We start from the raw sequence: 18,565 nt of genomic DNA on the forward strand, positions 1-18,565 counted from the left end.
TGGCGGGGCCGTGCGGTTCCCCTGGCCGACCATGACATGGGTCACGTGGGCGGCGAAGTGTAGCAGAGGGGTCGTCGAACCTTGTGAAGGGGCGCACGAGCACCCCCCTCCACTCGGGTGGATACTCGATGGCATGAGCACCACGGAGCGTCCCAGGATCCTCATTGTCGGGGGTGGGTACGTAGGCCTGTACGCAGCGCGTCGCATCCTCAAGAAGATGCGTTACGCGGAAGCGACCGTCACGGTCGTGGACCCGCGCTCGTACATGACGTACCAGCCCTTCCTCCCCGAGACCGCCGCCGGCAGCATCTCGCCGCGCAACGTCGTCGTCCCGCTGCGACGCGCTGTGCCGGGAGCCGAGATTCTCACCGGCCGCGTCACCACCATCGACCAGGACCGCAAGGTCGCCACGGTCGCCCCGCTCGTCGGCGAGGCGTACGAGGTGCCCTTCGACTACCTGGTGATCGCGCTCGGCGCGGTCTCCCGCACCTTCCCGACGCCGGGCCTCGCCGAGGTCGGCATCGGTATGAAGGGTGTCGAGGAGGCCATCGGCCTGCGCAACCACGTGCTCGAGCAGCTCGACAAGGCCGAGTCGACCACGGACGAGGAGATCCGCCGCAAGGCGCTCACCTTCGTCTTCGTCGGCGGTGGCTTCGCGGGCGCCGAGACCATCGGTGAGGTCGAGGACCTGGCGCGCGACGCGGCCAAGTTCTACAAGAACGTGAAGCGCGAGGACATGCGCTTCGTGCTCGTCGACGCCGCCGACAAGGTGCTGCCGGAGGTCGGCCCGGACCTGGGCACGTACGGCCGCAAGCACCTCGAGTCGCGCGGTATCGAGGTCTACCTGAAGACGACGATGCCGTCCTGCGTCGACGGTCACGTGGTGCTCAGCAACGGCCTGGAGGTCGACGCCAACACCATCGTGTGGACCGCCGGTGTGAAGCCGAACCCGGCGCTCGCCCGCTTCGGTCTCCCGCTCGGCCCGCGCGGCCACGTGGACACCGCCGCCACCCTCCAGGTGCAGGGCACCGACTACATCTGGGCCGCGGGCGACAACGCCCAGGTCCCGGACCTGGTCGGCCGTGCCAACGGCAACGAGAACGCCTGGTGCCCGCCGAACGCGCAGCACGCCATGCGTCAGGCCAAGGTCCTCGCGGACAACGTGGTCTCGGGCATGCGGGGCTTCCCGCAGGGCGAGTACAAGCACGCCAACAAGGGTGCGGTCGCCGGTCTGGGCCTGCACAAGGGCGTCGCGATGATCGTCATGGGCAAGATGAAGATCAAGCTCAAGGGCCGTCTCGCCTGGTACATGCACCGTGGCTACCACGGCATGGCCATGCCGACGTACAACCGCAAGATCCGTGTGATCGCCGAGTGGACGATCAACATGTTCCAGAAGCGCGACATCACCGCGCTCGGCGCCCTGGAGACTCCGCGCGAGGAGTTCTACGAGGCCGCCAAGCCGGCGCCCAAGCCCGCCGCGGCCGAGGCGCCCAAGGTCGAGGAGAAGGCCGAGAAGAAGGCCGAGGCCAAGGCCTCCTAGCCGCACGCCGTACCAGCCCGAAGGGGCCGCCTGCCATCCGTGGTGCAGGCGGTCCCTTCGGCGTTTCCGGGCGGCGCAACCGGACGAATTACATGGTGGCTACATGTATTTTGCCCATCCGTAACCCGGTAACGGGACTGCGGAGCCGGGCGGTTGGTGTTTACCTGCTGTTGGACCGGACCCCGTTCTCGGGGCGCTCCGGTATCTCCGACGCAACGGAGGTGTGCGCCATGCAGGACGCCGCACAGCGGCTGAAGAACCTCGCCGAGCAGCTGCTCGGCACTGAACTTCCCGTGCGCCTGCGCGCCTGGGACGGCTCCGAGGCCGGCCCGCCGGACGCCCCCGCCCTCGTCGTCCGCCACCGGCGCGCCCTGCGCCGCCTGCTGTGGAAGCCGGGCGAACTCGGCCTGGCCCGCGCCTGGGTGGCCGGCGACCTGGACGTCGAGGGCGACCTGTACGAGGCCCTGGACGCGATGGCGGGTCTCATCTGGGAGCACGACGACGATGCCCCGCGCAGGAGCCTCGCCGAGGCGCTCAGGGACCCGGGCGTCCGGGCCGGGGCGCGCGAACTGGTGAAGCTGGCGGGCCCGTACCCGCCGCCCGCGCCGCCCGCCGAGGAGAGGCGCCGCAAGGGCCGCCTCCACCTGCACACCAAGGGCAGCGACAAGCAGGCCATCAGCCACCACTACGACGTCGGCAACGACTTCTACGAGCTGGTCCTCGGCCCCTCGATGGTCTACTCGTGCGCCTACTGGGAAGCCGCGGACGGCCCGGACGCGACGCTCGAATCCGCACAGCGCGACAAGCTGGAGCTGATCTCCCGCAAGCTCGCCCTGAAGCCCGGAATGCGGCTGCTCGACGTCGGCTGCGGCTGGGGCTCCATGGCCATCCACGCCGCCCGCGAGCACGGGGTGAGCGTCGTCGGCGTCACCCTCTCGCAGGAACAGGCCGCGTACGCCCGCAAGCGCGTCGCCGACGAGGGGCTGACCGACCGCGTGGAGATCCGCGTCCAGGACTACCGCGATGTGCGCGACGGCCCGTACGACGCGATCTCCTCCATCGGCATGGCCGAGCACGTGGGCGCCGACCGGTACCTGGAGTACGCGCAGGACCTGTACGCCCTCCTGGTCCCCGGCGGGCGGCTGCTCAACCACCAGATCGCGCGGCGTCCGCAGCGCGACGAGTCGGCGTACGAGGTCGACGAGTTCATCGACGCGTACGTCTTCCCCGACGGGGAGCTGGCGCCCGTCGGCAGCACGGCCGGGCTCCTGGAGCGGGCCGGGTTCGAGGTCCGCGACATCGAGGCGATCCGGGAGCACTACGCCCTCACCCTGCGCCAGTGGGTGCGGAACCTGGAGGCCCGCTGGGCCGAGGCGCTGAAACTGGTCAGCCCCGGCCGGGCCAGGATCTGGCGGCTGTACATGGCCGCGTCGGCCCTGAGCTTCGAGCGCAACCGGATCGGCGTCAACCAGATCCTCGCCGTGAAGACCCCGCCGTCCGGGGCGTCGGGGATGCCGCTGCGAGCGCGGACCTGGAACTAGCACCCCGCTCGTACGCCGAGGGGGCGCCCGGTGATCCACCGGGCGCCCCCTTCGCGTGTGCGGGTCTCCGCTACTCGGACTTGATCGCGGCGAGCATGTTCAGCCGGGCCGCGCGGCGGGCCGGCCACAGGGCCGCCAGGATGCCGACCACGGCGGCCAGCGCCAGGAAGATGCCCATCCGGCCCCACGGCAGGATCAGTTCGTACGTCGCCATCGAGTTGCCGATCAGCTGTCCGGCCGCCCAGCCGAAGAACACGCCCAGGCCGATGCCGAGCACGCCGCCGAACAGGGAGATCACCAGGGACTCCAGGCGGACCATGCGCTTGATGCCCTTGCGGTCGATGCCGATCGCGCGGAGCATCCCGATCTCCTGCTGACGCTCGAAGACCGACATGGCCAGGGTGTTGATGACACCGAGGACCGCGACGATGACCGCCATCGCGAGCAGGCCGTAGAGCATGTTCAGCATCAGCGTGAAGATCTGAGCGATCTGATTGGAGATGTCCTGCTTGTCCTGGACCTGGATCGCCGGGTTGTCGCCGAGGGCCTTGGTGAGCCGGTCCTGGTTGGCCTCGGTGGCGCCGCCGGACATCTTCACCATGACCTGCATGTCGGTGGCGGTGCCGTCGACGTGCGGGGTCAGGGTCGCCGAGTCGATCAGGACGCCCTGCATCATCTCGTTGCCCTCGTAGACGCCCGCGACGGTGAGCCGCTGCTTCCGGCCGTCCTCGTAGGTCGTGGTGAAGGACGAGCCGGTCTTCCAGCCGTACTCCTTCGCCGTCTTGTCGTCGACCACGATGTCCGAGCCGCCGACGGTGAACCGGCCGCTGTTCATGTCGAGCGCGGCGAGCTGCCGGATCGTCCTGCCGTTCACCCCGGTCAGGTACTCGGTCCTGCCGTCGACGCGGGAGGGCGAGTTGGCGAGGCCGGTGCTGGCGGTGACCCCGTCCGTGCCGTCCAGGGTCTTCAGGACGTCGGGGGAGAGCGGGTTGCCGTTCGCCATCGAGACGACGTAGTCCGCCTTGATGGAGTCGGCGGCCATCTTGTCGATCGCGCCCTGGACGCTGCCCGCGATCACCGTGAGGCCGGTGATCAGGGTCAGCCCGATCATCAGGGCCGAGGCGGTGGCGGCGGTGCGGCGCGGGTTGCGGACCGAGTTCAGGCGGGCCAGCTTGCCGGAGATGCCGAAGACGCGCAGCAGCGGGGCCGCGGCGGCGATCAGCGGGCGCGACAGCAGCGGCGTCAGGATGAAGACGCCGATGACGAGCAGGCCCGCGCCGAGGCCCATGGGGGCCTGGCCGGAGCTGCCGCTCATGGTCGTCGCGGCGAGCACGGCCACGACACCGGCGGCGGAGACCAGCGCGCCGAGCGTGTTGCGCAGCACCAGCGACTTGGCGGTCGGGGCCGCGTGCACCGCGTTCATGGCGGCGACCGGGGGGATCCGCGCGGCACGGCGGCCCGGCAGCCAGGCGGCCAGCATGGTGACGAGGACGCCGACGACGAGCGCGGAGACCACGGTGCTGGGCGAGATCACCAGCGGGCCGTCGGGGATGACCGCGCCGGTGCCGTTCATCAGCGCGCGCATCCCGGCGCCGATGCCGATGCCGACCGCGAGGCCGGTGACGGCGGCGACGGCGCCCACGACGAACGCCTCCAGGAGCACGGACCGGGTGACCTGGCGGCGCGAGGCGCCGACCGCGCGCATCAGGGCCAGTTCCTTGGTGCGCTGGGCGACCAGCATCGTGAAGGTGTTGGCGATGATGAAGATGCCGACGAAGAGCGCGATCCCGGCGAAGACCAGCAGCATCGTCTTCATGGAGCTCATCGACGTGGCGATCGACTCCGCCTGGTCGTCGGCAAGCTGCTGACCGGTCTCGGTGTGCACCGCGGCGCCGTCGAGCGCCTTGTCGAGCTGGGACTTCAGCCGGTCCTGGCTGGTGCCGGCCGCGGCCTTGACGTCGATCTCGTCGTACGCGCCCGGCTTGTGGAAGAGCTGCTGCGCCGTCGCCGTGTCGAACAGGGCGAGGGAGCCGCCCGCCGCGACGTTGCCGTCGTCGGTGGTGAAGATGCCGGTCAGGGTCGGGGTGAGGACGGGGCCGTCGACCGACATCCGGACCTGGTCGCCGACCTTGTACCCGGCGCGCTCGGCGGTCTCGGAGTCCAGGGCGACCTGGTTCTTCCCGTGCGGGGCGGTGCCCTGCGCCAGCGGGTAGCGGTCGTCGGGCTTGCCGGCGGAGCCGGCGTAGTTGCCGCCCTTGGTGGAGAAGCCGTTGCCGACGAGCTTGCCGTCCTGGTCGGCGACGGCCGCGTAGCCGCTGACGACGCCGGTCGCCGAGGCGGCGCCCGGCACGCTCCCGGCCTTCTTCAGGGTGGCGTCGGTCAGCTTCACCTCCTTGCTGACCTTGTCGCCCTCGGCCTTGGTGGAGCCGGGCGTGAGCGCGACGTCGACGTGGTCGAAGCCCTTGGCGGAGGACTTCTCCAGCGCGGAGGAGATGGTGTTGGTGAAGACGAGGGTGCCGCTGACGAAGGCGACGCCGAGCATGACGGCGAGGACCGTCATCAGGAGGCGGGCCTTGTGCGCGAACACGTTGCGCAGGGCTGTACGGAACATGTGTTTCTGCCAGTCCAGGGTTCGGCGGGGCGGTGCCCCGGCCCGGCGCCTTCGCGCCGTAGGGGCTGTGGTCGGTCTGCGGGTGCGGGGTGCGTCGTGGTTGCTCGCGCAGTTCCCCGCGCCCCTCCGGGGCGCTTAGCTCGTGCGGCCCTTGGTGTCGAAGCGCTTCATGCGGTCCAGGACCGTGTCCGCCGTCGGCTGGTGCATCTCGTCGACGATCCGGCCGTCGGCGAGGAAGACCACGCGGTCCGCGTAGGCCGCCGCGACGGGGTCGTGGGTGACCATGACGACCGTCTGGCCGAGCTCACGGACGGAGTTGCGCAGGAAGCCGAGGACCTCGGCGCCGGAGCGCGAGTCGAGGTTTCCGGTGGGCTCGTCGCCGAAGATGATCTCGGGCTGGGAGGCGAGCGCGCGGGCGACCGCCACGCGCTGCTGCTGGCCGCCGGAGAGCTGCGAGGGGCGGTGGCCGAGGCGGCCGGAGAGGCCCACCATCTGGATCACGTTCTCCAGCCACTGCTTGTCGGGCTTGCGGCCCGCGATGTCCATGGGGAGCGTGATGTTCTCCAGGGCGGTCAGCGTCGGCAGCAGGTTGAACGCCTGGAAGATGAAGCCGATCTTGTCCCGGCGGAGCTTGGTGAGCTGCTTGTCCTTGAGCGTGCCGAGTTCGGTGTCGCCGATGCGGACGGAGCCGGAGGAGAAGGTGTCCAGGCCCGCGACGCAGTGCATCAGCGTCGACTTGCCCGAGCCGGACGGACCCATGATCGCGGTGAACTCGGCCTGCCGGAACTCGACGGAGACCCGGTCGAGCGCGACCACCTGGGTCTCGCCCTGTCCGTAGATCTTGGAGAGATCCGTGGCGCGGGCGGCCGCCGTGGTGGTCCGGCCTGCGAGCGGGGTGGTGGTCACGGGTGGGTGCTCCTGTCCGTCGGGGGAGGTGATCGGGGGACTGGTCCCATCGTCCGTGCCGATGGCGCCGCTGAAGTCAGCCGCAGTTCCCGTTCCGGGGGGCGACTTCCGGCGGACCGGGAGCGCCGGTGTCATCCCCAGGTATGACACGGGACCCTGAGAGCACCGCCCGGGCGCCGTGCTGAGCGGAACCTGTCGTACCGCACGTGGGGCGGAGGTGAAATCCCGTCAATCACCGAGTGGGGGCACGCGCGCGCGGAAGGGCCCCCGGCATGTGCGGATAGCCTCGGTCATGGGCTGATGCACCCTCAGACGTCAATAAAATAAGACAACATCGGGAGGTTGTTCCGCTGTTCGGGGGATGCCGCCGGATAGGCTCGGAAGGTCGACGCGGAGCCGCTCAGCCTGCCCGGATGGTGGAATGCAGACACGGCGAGCTTAAACCTCGCTGCCCTTCGCGGGCGTACCGGTTCAAGTCCGGTTCCGGGCACCTCCGGCGCATGCGCGGCGGCCCCCCTGGCGGCTGCCTGACGCACTGTCACATGCCGTCGTCACTCTCCTCCGCGGCCCCGCCGTCCCGTGCGGTCCGCTCTCCCCGTGTGCCCCGACCATTGACACTCACGCCTGGCCCGGCGGATGATCCACGGCAACCCGCAATGAACGAAAGTTCGCTGCGCGAACGCGAGGGGCGGACGGGGATGCGGGCGCACGCAATGAGGCGAGGCGAGAGGGATCCGTATGCGCACCACCGTCGGCATCGTCGGAGCGGGACCGGCAGGGCTGCTCCTGGCCCGGCTGCTGCACAACGCCGGGATCGAGTCCGTCGTCCTGGAGAGCCGCGACCGCCGTTACGTGGAACAGCGCCAGCGCGCCGGAATCCTGGAGCAGGGCACCGTCGACGTGCTGCGCGAGGCGGGCGTCGGCGCCCGGATGGACCGCGAGGGGCTGCCGCACGACGGCATCGAGCTGCGCTTCGACCGCCGCCGCCACCGCGTCGACTTCCCGGCCCTGACCGGCGGCCGGCAGGTGATGGTCTACGCCCAGACCGAGGTCTGCAAGGACCTGATCGCCGCCCGGCTCGCGGACGGCGGGCCCCTGCTGTTCGAGGCGGAGGCGCTGGCCGTGGAGGGCGCGGAGACGGACCGGCCGCGCGTCCGGTTCCGGCACGAGGGCCGCGAGGACGTCCTCGACTGCGACTACGTGGTCGGCTGCGACGGATTCTGGGGCGTGTCCAGGGAGGCGGTGCCGGCCGCGCTCTCCCGCACGTACGAGCGCACGTACCCCTTCGGCTGGCTCGGCATCCTCGCCGACGTCGCCCCCTCCCACGACGAGCTGGTCTACGCCCGCAGCGACCGCGGCTTCGCCCTGCTCAGCATGCGCTCGCCCACGGTCACCCGCGCCTACCTCCAGGTCCCCGCGGACACCGACGCCGCCGACTGGTCCGCCGAGGAGATCTGGGACGAGCTCGACCGCCGCCTGGAGGTCGACGACCCGGGGTGGCGGCTCGCCCGCGGACCCGTCACCTCGACGTCCGTGACACCCATGCGGTCGTACGTGCACGAACCGATGCGGCACGGCCGGCTCTTCCTCGCCGGGGACGCCGCCCACATCGTCCCGCCGACCGGCGCCAAGGGCCTCAACCTCGCCGTCGGCGACGTCGTCACCTTCGCCCGCGCCCTGATCGCCCTGCGCGACACGGGGGACGCCACGCCCCTCGACACGTACTCCGAGACCTGCCTGCGGCGGGTCTGGCAGGCCGAACGGTTCAGCTACGCCATGACGACGATGCTGCACCGCGCACCCGACGCCACCGCCTTCGACGACAGGATCCAGCTCGCCCGCCTCGACCGCGTGACCACGGCACGCTCCGCCGAGACGGACCTGGCGGAGGGGTACACCGGCTTCCCGCTGTGAGGCGGAACACCCTGGGGCCCCGCGACGTTCCTCCGTCACAGGACGGGAAAGATCCTCCTTGAGCACTAGGGTCGTATCTTTGCCAGACCATTACTCTTGATGGCAAGGCCATACACGGTGGCCACGGAGGAGTGAAATGAGGAGCAGCAACCCGGTCTTCTCGCGACGGGGGTTCAGCCGCGACAACGGCTACGCGCAGTTCAACGCGCAGCCGCAGGCCGGGGGCCCCGCTGTCGGCACGGCCGAAGGTAACCCGTACGCGCAGGCCCCCGCGGGCAACCCGTACGCGCAGAACCCGTACGCACAGGCGGACGTCCAGTACGGCGCACCGCAGGCGCCGGCCACCACCGGCCGCATGACGATGGACGACGTCGTCATGCGTACCGCGACCACCCTCGGCCTCCTGGTCGTCACCGCGGCGCTCGCCTGGGCGCTGCTGCCGGTCGACGAGGCGAACATCGGCAAGTCGTACGGCATCGCGATCGTCTCCGGACTGATCGCGATGGTGCTCGGCTTCGTCCAGGCGTTCAAGCGCAAGGCGTCCCCGCCGATCATCCTGGCGTACGCCGCCCTTGAAGGCGTCTTCCTCGGCGTCCTGTCGAGCATCGTCGACAACTACGTCAAGAGCGGCGCGGCCATGCAGGCCGTGCTCGGCACGATGGCCGTGTTCGTCGCGGTCCTCGTCGCCTACAAGGCGGGCTGGATCCGCGTCAACCGCCGCTTCTACGGCTTCGTGATGGCCGCGGCGATGGGCTTCGTCCTGCTCATGGCCGTGAACCTGCTGTTCGCGGTCTTCGGCGGCGGCGACGGCCTCGGCTTCCGCAGCGGTGGCCTCGGCATCCTGTTCGGCATCATCGGCGTGCTCCTCGGCGCGTGCTTCCTGGCCCTCGACTTCAAGCAGGTCGAGGACGGCATCGCGTACGGCGCCCCGAAGGAAGAGGCGTGGCTGGCCGCGTTCGGTCTGACCATGACCCTGGTCTGGATCTACATGGAGTTCCTGCGGCTCATCGCGATCCTTCAGGGCAACGACTGACGGTCGCCCGACGGCAGTGGAAGGGCCCGCGCACCTCGGTGCGCGGGCCCTTCGCCGTATGCGTGCGGGGGAGTCGCGGCGGTTATCCGAACCGCCGGGCCGCGCGCCTCAGGTCGTACTCGTGGACGATCGCCTTGGCGTGGCCGTACGCGAGGTCGTGCTCCCCGCGCAGCCAGCTGACCTTCTCCTCGAAACGGAAGAAGCACGGGCCTTCTTCTACGGTGCGCAGCCAGTCGGCGACTTCACGACCGGTGCAGTGGGGGATGCGGGCGAGCAGGTTGCGGTGGGTCTCCTCGGAGAAGACTTGGGACATCGGCGCCTCCGGAACGCTTCGATGTTGCCGGGTCTTCACGTCACCGTGCCTGAGCGACAGGGCCTTGTAAACAGCTACAGTCGCCGAGTGCTTGATACGACGCCTTTGACGGACGCGGTGGATCAGTTCGCGGACCGGCTGCGGGCCGCGCCGCAGAGCCGGTTGCAGCGAGGGGCCGCCGCGGCGGCTCTTGAGCTGGCCCGGGAGTTGTCCGGGTGGGCCCAGCGGTTGGAGGAGCCGGGGGCGGGGGCGGTGCGGGTGATGCCGGATGCGGGGATGTTCGCCGCCGCTGATCAACTCACCGTTGCGGGGCGGGATCTCGGGGTGGCTCTGCGCGATGCCGATGATCTTGTACGGGCTGTCGAAATGGTGGAGTCGGCAATGAAGCGGGCCGGGGTCTAGTCCGCCTGATCCGTCGCCCGCGCCACCGTCGTGGCTGGTCGCGCAGTTCCCCGCGCCCCTGAGATGCGCACTGCGTGCGCCATCTCATCGACAGAGGCGCGACGAAGCCGCGCCTCTGATGGAGAGGCGCGCGCAGCGCAGCCTCAAGGGGAGGCGGCGCGAAGCGCCTGCCTCAGGGGCGCGGGGAACTGCGCGAGAAGCGGCCACCGGCCTGCGGACGAAAGACAACCCAGGGGCGCGGGGAACTGCGCGACCAGCCCCCACCGGGGCGCGGGGAGGCGAGTGGTCCAGGTTTCCCGCGGATGCGGTCAGGCGGAGGCTATGACTCGGTCGGCCAGGATGTAGACGGAGTCGGCACCGCATTCGAAGGTCAGGGCATAGGCGCCCGAGACCCCGGAGCCCCCGAGCAGCACCGGCGCGTCGCCGGAACGGAGCGCGTCGGCGAGCCGCTCCGCGGTCTCCCGGTGCCCCGGGGTCATGCACAGCGTCGTCCCGTCGGTGAAGACATAGACATCGAGCGTGCCGAGCGGCCCGGGCCGCACGTCGGCGAGAGCCGTGCGGGCCTGCGCCAGCTCCTCCAGACAGGCCACCGTGCGCTCGTGATCGCTGACGACCGGCGACTGCACCGGCACGAAGTCCGGGTGCGAGGGGTGCCGGCGCCGCGCGGCGGCCAGCTCGGGGGAGTCCCCGGCGAACTCGTCCTCGGACTCGAGGAGGGGCTCGAGCACCGGCTCGGCGACCGGCTCCAGGCCCGCGAAATCGGCCTGCCGGGGCATGAAGAACTCCTCGCCCAGCGTGCCGCCCGCGAGGAACGGCGGCAGGTCGGAGCCGTCCCGCGCCTCCTGCGCCGCCCAGAACGCCCGCGCCTCGGCCAGCTCCCGCTCCCGCTCCTCGGCGAGCGCGTCGGCGACCGCGGCACGTATCGCGTCGGTGTCGCTGGTGGTGCGGGCCGCCGGAACGGTGGCCGAGCGCGCGGTGGTCGCGCGGTCCCGGGCCAGCTCGTCTCTCAGATCCGCCAGCTGCCGGCGCAGACCCCGCACGTGGTGCAGAGTGACGGCGCCGACGGCCGTGGCAGCGGCCGAGGCGAGCAGCAGGACACTGAGGGTGGCAGGCATGGCGCTCACTGACGTACTCCCGGTTTCAAGTCGACCCCCGACTTCCTACATCAGCTTGAAGCCTGTAAGAACCTGCTGTCAGTGCATTACGTCACGAATTGGACAGGTCTTTTGGCCGGGCGTTTAGCCCTGTTATGGCCTGGGTACCGACCTGACCTGCGAAAACGGGTTTCCCCCATGACGTAGATCACATCATGGGGGAATTTCGATCACGAACAGATAGCCGAATTCAGGTCAGCTCAGGCGCTCGATGACCATCGCCATGCCCTGGCCGCCGCCGACGCACATGGTCTCCAGGCCGAACTGCTTGTCGTGGAACTGGAGGCTGTTGATCAGCGTGCCGGTGATGCGGGCGCCGGTCATGCCGAAGGGGTGGCCGACGGCGATGGCGCCACCGTTCACGTTCAGCTTGTCCTCGTCGATGCCCAGGTCGCGGGCGGACGGGATGACCTGGGCGGCGAACGCCTCGTTGATCTCGAACAGGTCGATGTCGGAGACGCCGAGCCCGGCGCGCTTGAGCGCCTGCTTGCTGGCCTCCACCGGGCCGAGGCCCATGATCTCGGGGGACAGGCCGGAGACGCCGGTCGACACCACGCGGGCGAGCGGGGTCAGGCCCAGCTCGCGGGCCTTGGTGTCGGACATGATCACGAGGGCGGCGGCGCCGTCGTTGAGCGGGCAGCAGTTGCCGGCCGTGACCAGTCCGTCCGGGCGGAAGACCGGCTTCAGGCCCGAGACGCCCTCCAGGGTGACGCCCGCGCGCGGGCCGTCGTCCTTGCTGACGACCGTGCCGTCGGGGGTGGTGACCGGGGTGATCTCCCGCTCCCAGAAGCCGTTCTTGATGGCTTCCTCGGCGCGGTTCTGCGAGCGGACGCCGAAGCGGTCCATGTCCTCGCGGGTGATGCCCTTCAGGCGCGCCAGGTTCTCCGCGGTCTGGCCCATCGCGATGTACGCGTCCGGGACCAGGCCGTCCTCGCGCGGGTCGTGCCAGGTCGTGCCCTCCTGCTGGGCGACGGCCGCCGTGCGGGCCTCCGCCTCGGCGAAGAAGGGGTTGCGGGTGTCGGGGAGCGAGTCGGAGTTCCCCTTCGCGAACCGCGACACCATCTCCACGCCGGCCGAGATGAAGACGTCGCCCTCGCCCGCCTTGATCGCGTGCAGCGCCATCCGCGTCGTCTGCAGGGAGCTGGAGCAGTACCGGGTGATGGTGCAGCCCGGCAGGTGGTCCATGCCCATCTGGACGGCGACGATCCGGCCGAGGTTGTTGCCCTGCTCGCCGCCGGGGAGGCCGCAGCCGAGCATCAGGTCGTCGATGTCGTGCGGGTCGAGCTCGGGGACCTTGGCGAGGGCCGCCTGGATGATCGTGGCGGTCAGGTCGTCCGCGCGCAGATCCTTGAGCGAGCCCTTGAAGGCACGGCCGATCGGGGAACGGGCGGCTGAGACGATCACTGCTTCGGGCATCACGGCTCCAGGAGTTCGTTGACCTTTTCAGGTGGGACCGTGTGGGAAGTTACCTGTACGTATGGCGCGGGTCACGGCCTCGGGCATGTGACTCCGACCGCATTTTTCTAAGCGCTTGCTCAGCCAGCGTCTCCTGATGATCGCAGCCGGGGCTAGGGCGTGACCGGGGTCGGGTCCTGGGTGGGGACGCGGCGGCGGCGCCGGCGCTTGAGGAGGGCCCAGGGGCCTCGCGGCCCCGTGGGCATGGCCCCCGTGACCTCGGTGCCGCCCTCGGCGGCAGCCCGCACGGCAGCCCGCGCCACCGGCAGGAACCCCTCCTCCCGGGCCACGTCGGGCCGCTCCTCCTCCGGCCACAGACCGAGCGCGGCACACAGCGTCGGCAGCACCGCCATCGCCGCCGTCGCATACCCCTCGGCGGACGGATGGAAGTTGTCCGGCCCGAACAGCTCGCGGGGGTTCGCCGAGAACTCCGGCCCCAGCAGATCCCCCAGCGACACCGTGCGCCCGCCCTGCTCCACGGTGCCGATGGTCTGCGCGGCGGCCAGCTGCCGCGAGGCCCGCCGGGCGATCCAGCGCAGCGGCTGCTGCACCGGCTCCACCGAGCCCAGGTCGGGACAGGTGCCGACGACGACCTCGGCCCCGGCCGTGCGCAGCCGTCGTACGGCGGCCGACAGATGACGTACCGACTTGGTCGCCGGAATCCGGTGGGTGACGTCGTTCGCACCGATCATGATCACGCAGACGTCGGGCAGCCAGCCCGGATCGGCGAGGACCAGCGCGACCTGCCGGTCGAGGTCGTCGGACTGGGCGCCGGGCAGCGCCACGTTGCGCAGCTCCACCGCGCGCTCCGCCACCGCCGCGAGCCCCGAGGCGAGCAGCGCCCCCGGCGTCTGCCGGGCCCGGTGCACGCCCTGCCCCGCGGCCGTGGAGTCGCCGAGCACCGCGAACCGCAGCGGATCGCTGCCCACGGCGTCGTAGACCCGGCCGTACAGCCCGTCGGCGGACGGCACATGGACCGGTTCGGGACCGTGGTTGCCGACCTGGCGCCGGGCCATCTGCACCTCCGCGACCACCACCCCGACCGCGGCGGCCCCGATCAGCCCGATCCCGCCCCCGCCGTACGCCGCACCCGCGGCGATCCGCCGTGCCACCCTCGCCCTGCTCGACATGTTCTGCGGCCACCTGCCCTTGCGATGCGACTGTGATGGGACTTTCTTACGGCTCCATGAACTCCTTGCCCCGTAATCACCGTCGGTCAATCGCAAGGGGAGATGAAGGCCCGGTGCGCGCCATACTCTGGCGGCATCCCGCAACTGGACATCCAGCAGGACATCCACCGGCAGACCCGGAGTAGAACGTGCAGATCCACGACTCGATGATCAGCCTCGTCGGCAACACCCCGCTGCTGAGGCTCAACAAGGTGACCGAAGGCCTCCAGGCGACCGTTCTGGCCAAGGTCGAGTACTTCAACCCCGGCGGTTCCGTGAAGGACCGCATCGCGCTGCGCATGATCGAGGCGGCCGAGCAGAGCGGGGAGCTGAAGCCGGGCGGCACGATCGTCGAACCGACCAGCGGAAACACCGGTGTCGGACTGGCCATCGTGGCCCAGCAGAAGGGGTACAAGTGCATCTTCGTGTGCCCCGACAAGGTGAGCACCGACAAGATCAACGTGCTCCGCGCGTACGGCGCCGAGGTGGTGGTCTGCCCCACGGCGGTGGACCCCGAGCACCCGGACTCGTACTACAACGTCTCCGACCGCCTCGTACGCGAGACGCCGGGCGCGTGGAAGCCCGACCAGTACTCGAACCCGAACAACCCGCTCTCCCACTACCACTCGACCGGCCCCGAGCTGTGGGAGCAGACGGACGGCAGGATCACCCATTTCGTGGCGGGCGTCGGCACCGGCGGCACCATCTCCGGGACGGGCCGCTATCTGAAGGACGCCAGCGAGGGCCGGGTCCGGGTCGTCGGCGCGGACCCCGAGGGCTCGGTCTACTCCGGTGGCTCCGGGCGGCCGTACCTGGTCGAGGGCGTCGGCGAGGACTTCTGGCCGACGGCGTACGACCGTGACGTCGCCGACGAGATCGTGCCGGTGTCCGACAAGGACTCCTTCCAGATGACGCGCCGCCTCGCCAAGGAGGAGGGCCTGCTGGTCGGCGGTTCCTGCGGGATGGCGGTCGTGGCCGCGCTGCGGGTCGCGGAGCGGCTCGGTCCCGACGACATCGTGGTGGTACTGCTGCCGGACAGCGGCCGCGGCTACCTCAGCAAGATCTTCAACGACGAGTGGCTGTCGTCCTACGGGTTCCTTGACGAACCGGCCGAGGCCGGCCGGGCTCTGGACGTGCTGAACCACAAGGAGGGATCCATCCCCGGGCTTGTCCACATGCACCCGGAGGAGACGGTCGGAGAGGCCATCGAGGTACTGCGTGAGTACGGTGTGTCACAGATGCCGGTGGTGAAGCGCGGGGCCGGGCATCCGGACGTGATGGCCGCCGAGGTCGTGGGCTCCGTCGTGGAGCGGGAACTGCTCGACGCGCTCTTCGCTCAGCGCGCGTCGTTGGGCGACCGGCTGGAGAAGCACATGTCGGCGCCGCTCCCGCAGGTCGGCTCCGGCGAGCCCGTCGCGGATCTGATGAACGTGCTCGGTTCCGCGGACGCGGCGATCGTGCTGGTCGAAGGAAAGCCCACCGGCGTGGTCAGCCGTCAGGACCTCCTCACGTACATGGCGCGCGAAGCCAAGTGAGCCACCGTGTGGTTCCTCGCCCTGCTGAGCCGGCGAGGAACCACACCGCGGCCCGTGGCTAATCGCCCGGCCGTTGCTTCGGGATCACCTGGAGCAGACCCGGGTCGAACGCGGCACGGCGGGAGACGCCCGGAGGCAGGGGCCTGACGATCACCGCCTCCAACACCTCGGCGATCGCCGCGCGTTGTTCCCCGAGGCACAGGGTGTGCCACCGGGCGGGTTCCCGGACGTGGTGCGGGTGTTCGAGTGCCGCCAGATGATCGGTGCGTGCCGCTTCGAGGCTGAAGATCCGTGCCGACAGGTCGTCGACCGCGGCGGAGGACGCCGGTGTCGCTTCGCACCGGACGAGCGCGCCGCGCTCCTGCCTCAACTGCCCGAGCAGGGCTTCCCCCGCCCATTCGACGGGTGCGGCGGCGCGGTGGTGTGCGGCGTGTTCGGCGAGGAGAGCGGTCACGACGTCGCGGAGATGGGCGTCCACGGCGGCGGCGCTGCGCGCGGTACCGCCGCAGTCCATCGCGGAGCAGACGTACACCGCGTTGCGCGGATCCCGGGCCGTCGGTCGCGTGCAGCCGCCCATTCTCGAGTGGCAGGGAGCCCCATTCCTGGTCGCGCCGCAGCGCAGAAATCCGCTGAAGAGGTATTTGCGCAGCGGAGCGGGTGGTGAGCCGTGCGGAGGGCTGCCGTTGGTGAGCCGAGTGCCGCGGCGTGCGCCGTTCTGCCGGGACGTCTCCACGAGGGCGCGCCACTCGTCCGGTGTGGCGGGGATGTCCCAGGTTCCGCGCACCGGGAGGCCTGTCGCCGGGTCTGTGACCAACTGGCCGTGCAGCGAACGGAATCCGCACATCACCGGGTTCGTGAGCGCCTGGCGTACCGTCGCTCCGCTCCACCGGTTTCCGGATGCCGTGACCACTCCACGGCTGTTCAGGTCGCGAGCGATGGCGTTCCAGCCCTGTCCTCGCAGGGCTGCCTCGATCATTTCGAGCAGGACCGGCCACTCGTCGGGGTCCTTGCGCATGTTCATCTTCCGGCCGGACCGTGGGTCGGGCGGCAGCCAGCCGAAGCGACGGCGCCCGCCGGGTGGCCCTCCGTCCAGGGCCCGCCGGCGGACGTGTCGCCCGATGCGTTCGCTGGTCCGTCGTACTTCGTCGATTCCCGCATCGACGTTCTTCGGGCGGTCCACCGAGCCGAGGTCGAAGATCGCGCGGCCCTCGATGAACAGTCCGTCGTCGGTGACCGACACCGCACGGCGCAGCCGGTCGAAGTCCGCGGGGAGGCGCCAGACCCGCTCCTGTTCGGTGGCGATGAGCGCGCTGACGGGGAAGCCTTCGGGCGTCCTTCGGCAATGCAAGGCGTGGATGGTCTCGTCGAACGAGGGGCGGGGGACATCCGGGTGCGTGGCGCCGACTCCGTTGTCCTCATGGAACTTGACGAGGGCGATGCCGAACCTTTCGGCCGTCTCGCAGTTGTCCTCGTGCTGATGGCGGACACCGGTTCCCGGTTTCCTGCCGCGGGCGAGGACTGCGGATCGCGTGCTCTGGTCGGCCGTGATCCGCGCGTAGTCGATGCCGGGGGTTCTGCCGTCGAGCCACTGATCGAAGGTGAGCCCTTCTTCCAGGGCCGTGACGAGCGACGGATTCAGGAAGCTTCGTGACCAGCCGGGCACAGCGGTCTCCTCGGGGCCGATGTCGGACGGAGCCGACTCTGGCCGCAGTGACGCTATGCGTGTAGATGGATGGCCGACTGATTCACGCGATCGAGTGGCCATGGGCGATGAGGTGAAGGCGCCGGGCTTCGCCGAACTGGTACGAGCGCGTCACGTGCCCGCAGCACCCGCTTAACACGCGTCCGGCAGATTAGTGGATGTCGGAAGGGGCGGGAGCGGCTCCCCGCCCCAGCCGGCACCGTAGCGGCGTCAGGACCTCCGGAGCGGCTCCCGGACCTCCAAGGACGCCCAGGACGTGGCAGCCCGGCCCTGACCGGGCTGTGCGCGTCCCTCGCGGGGACCGCCGTCGTCCCGCCCCCCGTCACACGGGGGTGCGGCGGTCCCCGCGCAACTCTTTTCCGCGCCTCTCGCGCCGTTCCCCGCACCCCTGGGCCCAGGGCTACTCGACGAACAACCCCCGCTCCTGCGCCCGTACGTCGAACTCCTCCAGCCGGGCCTGCGCCTGCGGGAGCCCGTCGCACATCGCCTCCAGCAGGACCCGCCCGAGCAGCATCGGCGCGCACGCCGTGTCGAAGGCGAGTCCGGTGCCGACCGCGGCCGGCAGCAGCAGGTCGCTGTGCCGGGCGACCGGGGCGAACGCCGAGTCGGCGACGGTGACCACGCTGAGGCCCGCCGACTGCGCGTACGCGAGCGCGTCGACGACCTCGCGGGGGTGGCGGGGGAGCGCGAAGCAGAGCAGCGCCGTGGCGCCCGCCCGGACGGCCGCGTCGATCCGGTCGGCGAGCATCGTGCCGCCCTCGTCGAGCAGCCGGACGTCCGGGTGGACCTTGGCCGCGAAGTACGAGAACCCGTACGCCTGCGAGGCCGCCGCCCGCAGTCCGAGGACGGGCAGCGGGCGGGAGGCGGCGAGGAGCCGTCCCGCCCGTTCCACCGGGGCGGGGTCGGCGAGCAGGTCGGCGAGGTGGCGGAGGTTGGCGATCTCGGCCTCCACCGCCTGCTGGTACTCGTTGATCCTGACGGCCGCGGCCGGGGCGGCCGGGGTCACCTCGCGCAGGTGCTTGCGCAGCGCCGGGTACCCGTCGAAGCCGAGCGCGACGGCGAAGCGGGTCACGGAGGGCTGGCTGACGCCCGCGAGTTCGGCGAGTTCGACGGAGGACAGGAACGGCACGTCGGCCGCGCGCCGCACCATGCAGTGCGCGATGCGCCGCTGGGTGGGAGTGAGCCGGTGCCCCTCGAAGAGGTGCTGGAGCCGCGCGGCGGGGCTGCCGCCGGTACCGGTGCCGGTCGTCTGTTCGGTCTGCTCGCTCATGGCTCCCCGTCCGTTCC

At 70.7% G+C, this 18,565-nt stretch carries 14 protein-coding genes and 1 tRNA gene; 7 read left to right on the forward strand and 8 right to left on the reverse strand.

Annotated elements, in window-relative coordinates; translation table 11 throughout:
- The first annotated feature begins 133 nt into the window (after nucleotides 1–133).
- Nucleotides 134–1,543, forward strand: coding sequence for an NAD(P)/FAD-dependent oxidoreductase (locus tag ABT127_RS02145; RefSeq protein WP_351443949.1), 1,410 nt, complete (start codon nucleotides 134–136; stop codon nucleotides 1,541–1,543).
- 230 nt (nucleotides 1,544–1,773) lie between these two features.
- Nucleotides 1,774–3,084 (forward strand): class I SAM-dependent methyltransferase, encoded by a 1,311-nt coding sequence (locus tag ABT127_RS02150; protein ID WP_351443950.1) that lies wholly within the window; start codon nucleotides 1,774–1,776, stop codon nucleotides 3,082–3,084.
- Nucleotides 3,085–3,154: 70 nt separating this feature from the next.
- Here ABT127_RS02150 and ABT127_RS02155 read toward each other — a convergent pair whose 3' ends face one another.
- Entirely contained in the window at nucleotides 3,155–5,695 is a 2,541-nt protein-coding gene (locus ABT127_RS02155) for an ABC transporter permease (RefSeq protein ID WP_351443951.1), read from the reverse strand.
- Nucleotides 5,696–5,830: 135 nt separating this feature from the next.
- Nucleotides 5,831–6,601, reverse strand: a complete 771-nt coding sequence (locus ABT127_RS02160) for an ABC transporter ATP-binding protein (RefSeq protein WP_351443952.1) — start codon at nucleotides 6,599–6,601, stop codon at nucleotides 5,831–5,833.
- A 407-nt stretch (nucleotides 6,602–7,008) separates the two neighbouring features.
- Here ABT127_RS02160 and ABT127_RS02165 point away from each other — a divergent pair.
- From ABT127_RS02165 to ABT127_RS02175, 3 genes are all read left to right on the forward strand, one after another.
- Nucleotides 7,009–7,091 (forward strand) — tRNA-Leu (locus ABT127_RS02165).
- Between the two features lie 248 nt (nucleotides 7,092–7,339).
- Entirely contained in the window at nucleotides 7,340–8,515 is a 1,176-nt protein-coding gene (locus ABT127_RS02170) for a 4-hydroxybenzoate 3-monooxygenase (protein WP_351443953.1), read from the forward strand.
- 136 nt (nucleotides 8,516–8,651) lie between these two features.
- Nucleotides 8,652–9,548, forward strand: coding sequence for a Bax inhibitor-1/YccA family protein (locus ABT127_RS02175; RefSeq protein WP_351443954.1), 897 nt, complete (start codon nucleotides 8,652–8,654; stop codon nucleotides 9,546–9,548).
- Nucleotides 9,549–9,630: 82 nt separating this feature from the next.
- Here the strand turns inward: ABT127_RS02175 and ABT127_RS02180 are convergent, their stop codons facing one another.
- On the reverse strand, nucleotides 9,631–9,861 hold the full coding sequence (locus tag ABT127_RS02180) for a DUF4287 domain-containing protein (protein WP_351443955.1): 231 nt from the start codon (nucleotides 9,859–9,861) through the stop codon (nucleotides 9,631–9,633).
- Nucleotides 9,862–9,948: 87 nt separating this feature from the next.
- Between ABT127_RS02180 and ABT127_RS02185 the strand changes: the two genes are divergently transcribed.
- Nucleotides 9,949–10,263: a hypothetical protein gene (locus ABT127_RS02185; RefSeq protein ID WP_351443956.1), complete on the forward strand. Its 315-nt coding sequence runs from the start codon at nucleotides 9,949–9,951 to the stop codon at nucleotides 10,261–10,263.
- Nucleotides 10,264–10,571: 308 nt separating this feature from the next.
- On the opposite strand, the gene ABT127_RS02190 is transcribed toward ABT127_RS02185, so the two are convergent.
- From ABT127_RS02190 to ABT127_RS02200, 3 genes are all read right to left on the reverse strand, one after another.
- Complete coding sequence (locus ABT127_RS02190; protein WP_351444056.1) at nucleotides 10,572–11,378, reverse strand: hypothetical protein; 807 nt, start codon at nucleotides 11,376–11,378, stop codon at nucleotides 10,572–10,574.
- A 234-nt stretch (nucleotides 11,379–11,612) separates the two neighbouring features.
- Nucleotides 11,613–12,833: an acetyl-CoA C-acetyltransferase gene (locus ABT127_RS02195; protein WP_351443957.1), complete on the reverse strand. Its 1,221-nt coding sequence runs from the start codon at nucleotides 12,831–12,833 to the stop codon at nucleotides 11,613–11,615.
- 152 nt (nucleotides 12,834–12,985) lie between these two features.
- Nucleotides 12,986–14,002, reverse strand: a complete 1,017-nt coding sequence (locus ABT127_RS02200) for an SGNH/GDSL hydrolase family protein (RefSeq protein WP_351443958.1) — start codon at nucleotides 14,000–14,002, stop codon at nucleotides 12,986–12,988.
- Between the two features lie 188 nt (nucleotides 14,003–14,190).
- Between ABT127_RS02200 and ABT127_RS02205 the strand changes: the two genes are divergently transcribed.
- Nucleotides 14,191–15,576, forward strand: coding sequence for a cystathionine beta-synthase (locus ABT127_RS02205; protein ID WP_351443959.1), 1,386 nt, complete (start codon nucleotides 14,191–14,193; stop codon nucleotides 15,574–15,576).
- A gap of 58 nt (nucleotides 15,577–15,634) precedes the next feature.
- On the opposite strand, the gene ABT127_RS02210 is transcribed toward ABT127_RS02205, so the two are convergent.
- The gene (locus tag ABT127_RS02210; RefSeq protein ID WP_351443960.1) at nucleotides 15,635–17,239 is read right to left on the reverse strand and encodes a recombinase family protein; all 1,605 of its coding nucleotides are present in this window, start codon (nucleotides 17,237–17,239) and stop codon (nucleotides 15,635–15,637) included.
- Between the two features lie 439 nt (nucleotides 17,240–17,678).
- The gene (locus tag ABT127_RS02215) at nucleotides 17,679–18,548 is read right to left on the reverse strand and encodes a MurR/RpiR family transcriptional regulator (protein ID WP_351443962.1); all 870 of its coding nucleotides are present in this window, start codon (nucleotides 18,546–18,548) and stop codon (nucleotides 17,679–17,681) included.
- Between the last annotated feature and the right edge of the window lie 17 nt (nucleotides 18,549–18,565).

Origin of the sequence: Streptomyces sp. NPDC001904, from assembly GCF_040297005.1 — a bacterium.
GTDB lineage: Bacteria > Actinomycetota > Actinomycetes > Streptomycetales > Streptomycetaceae > Streptomyces.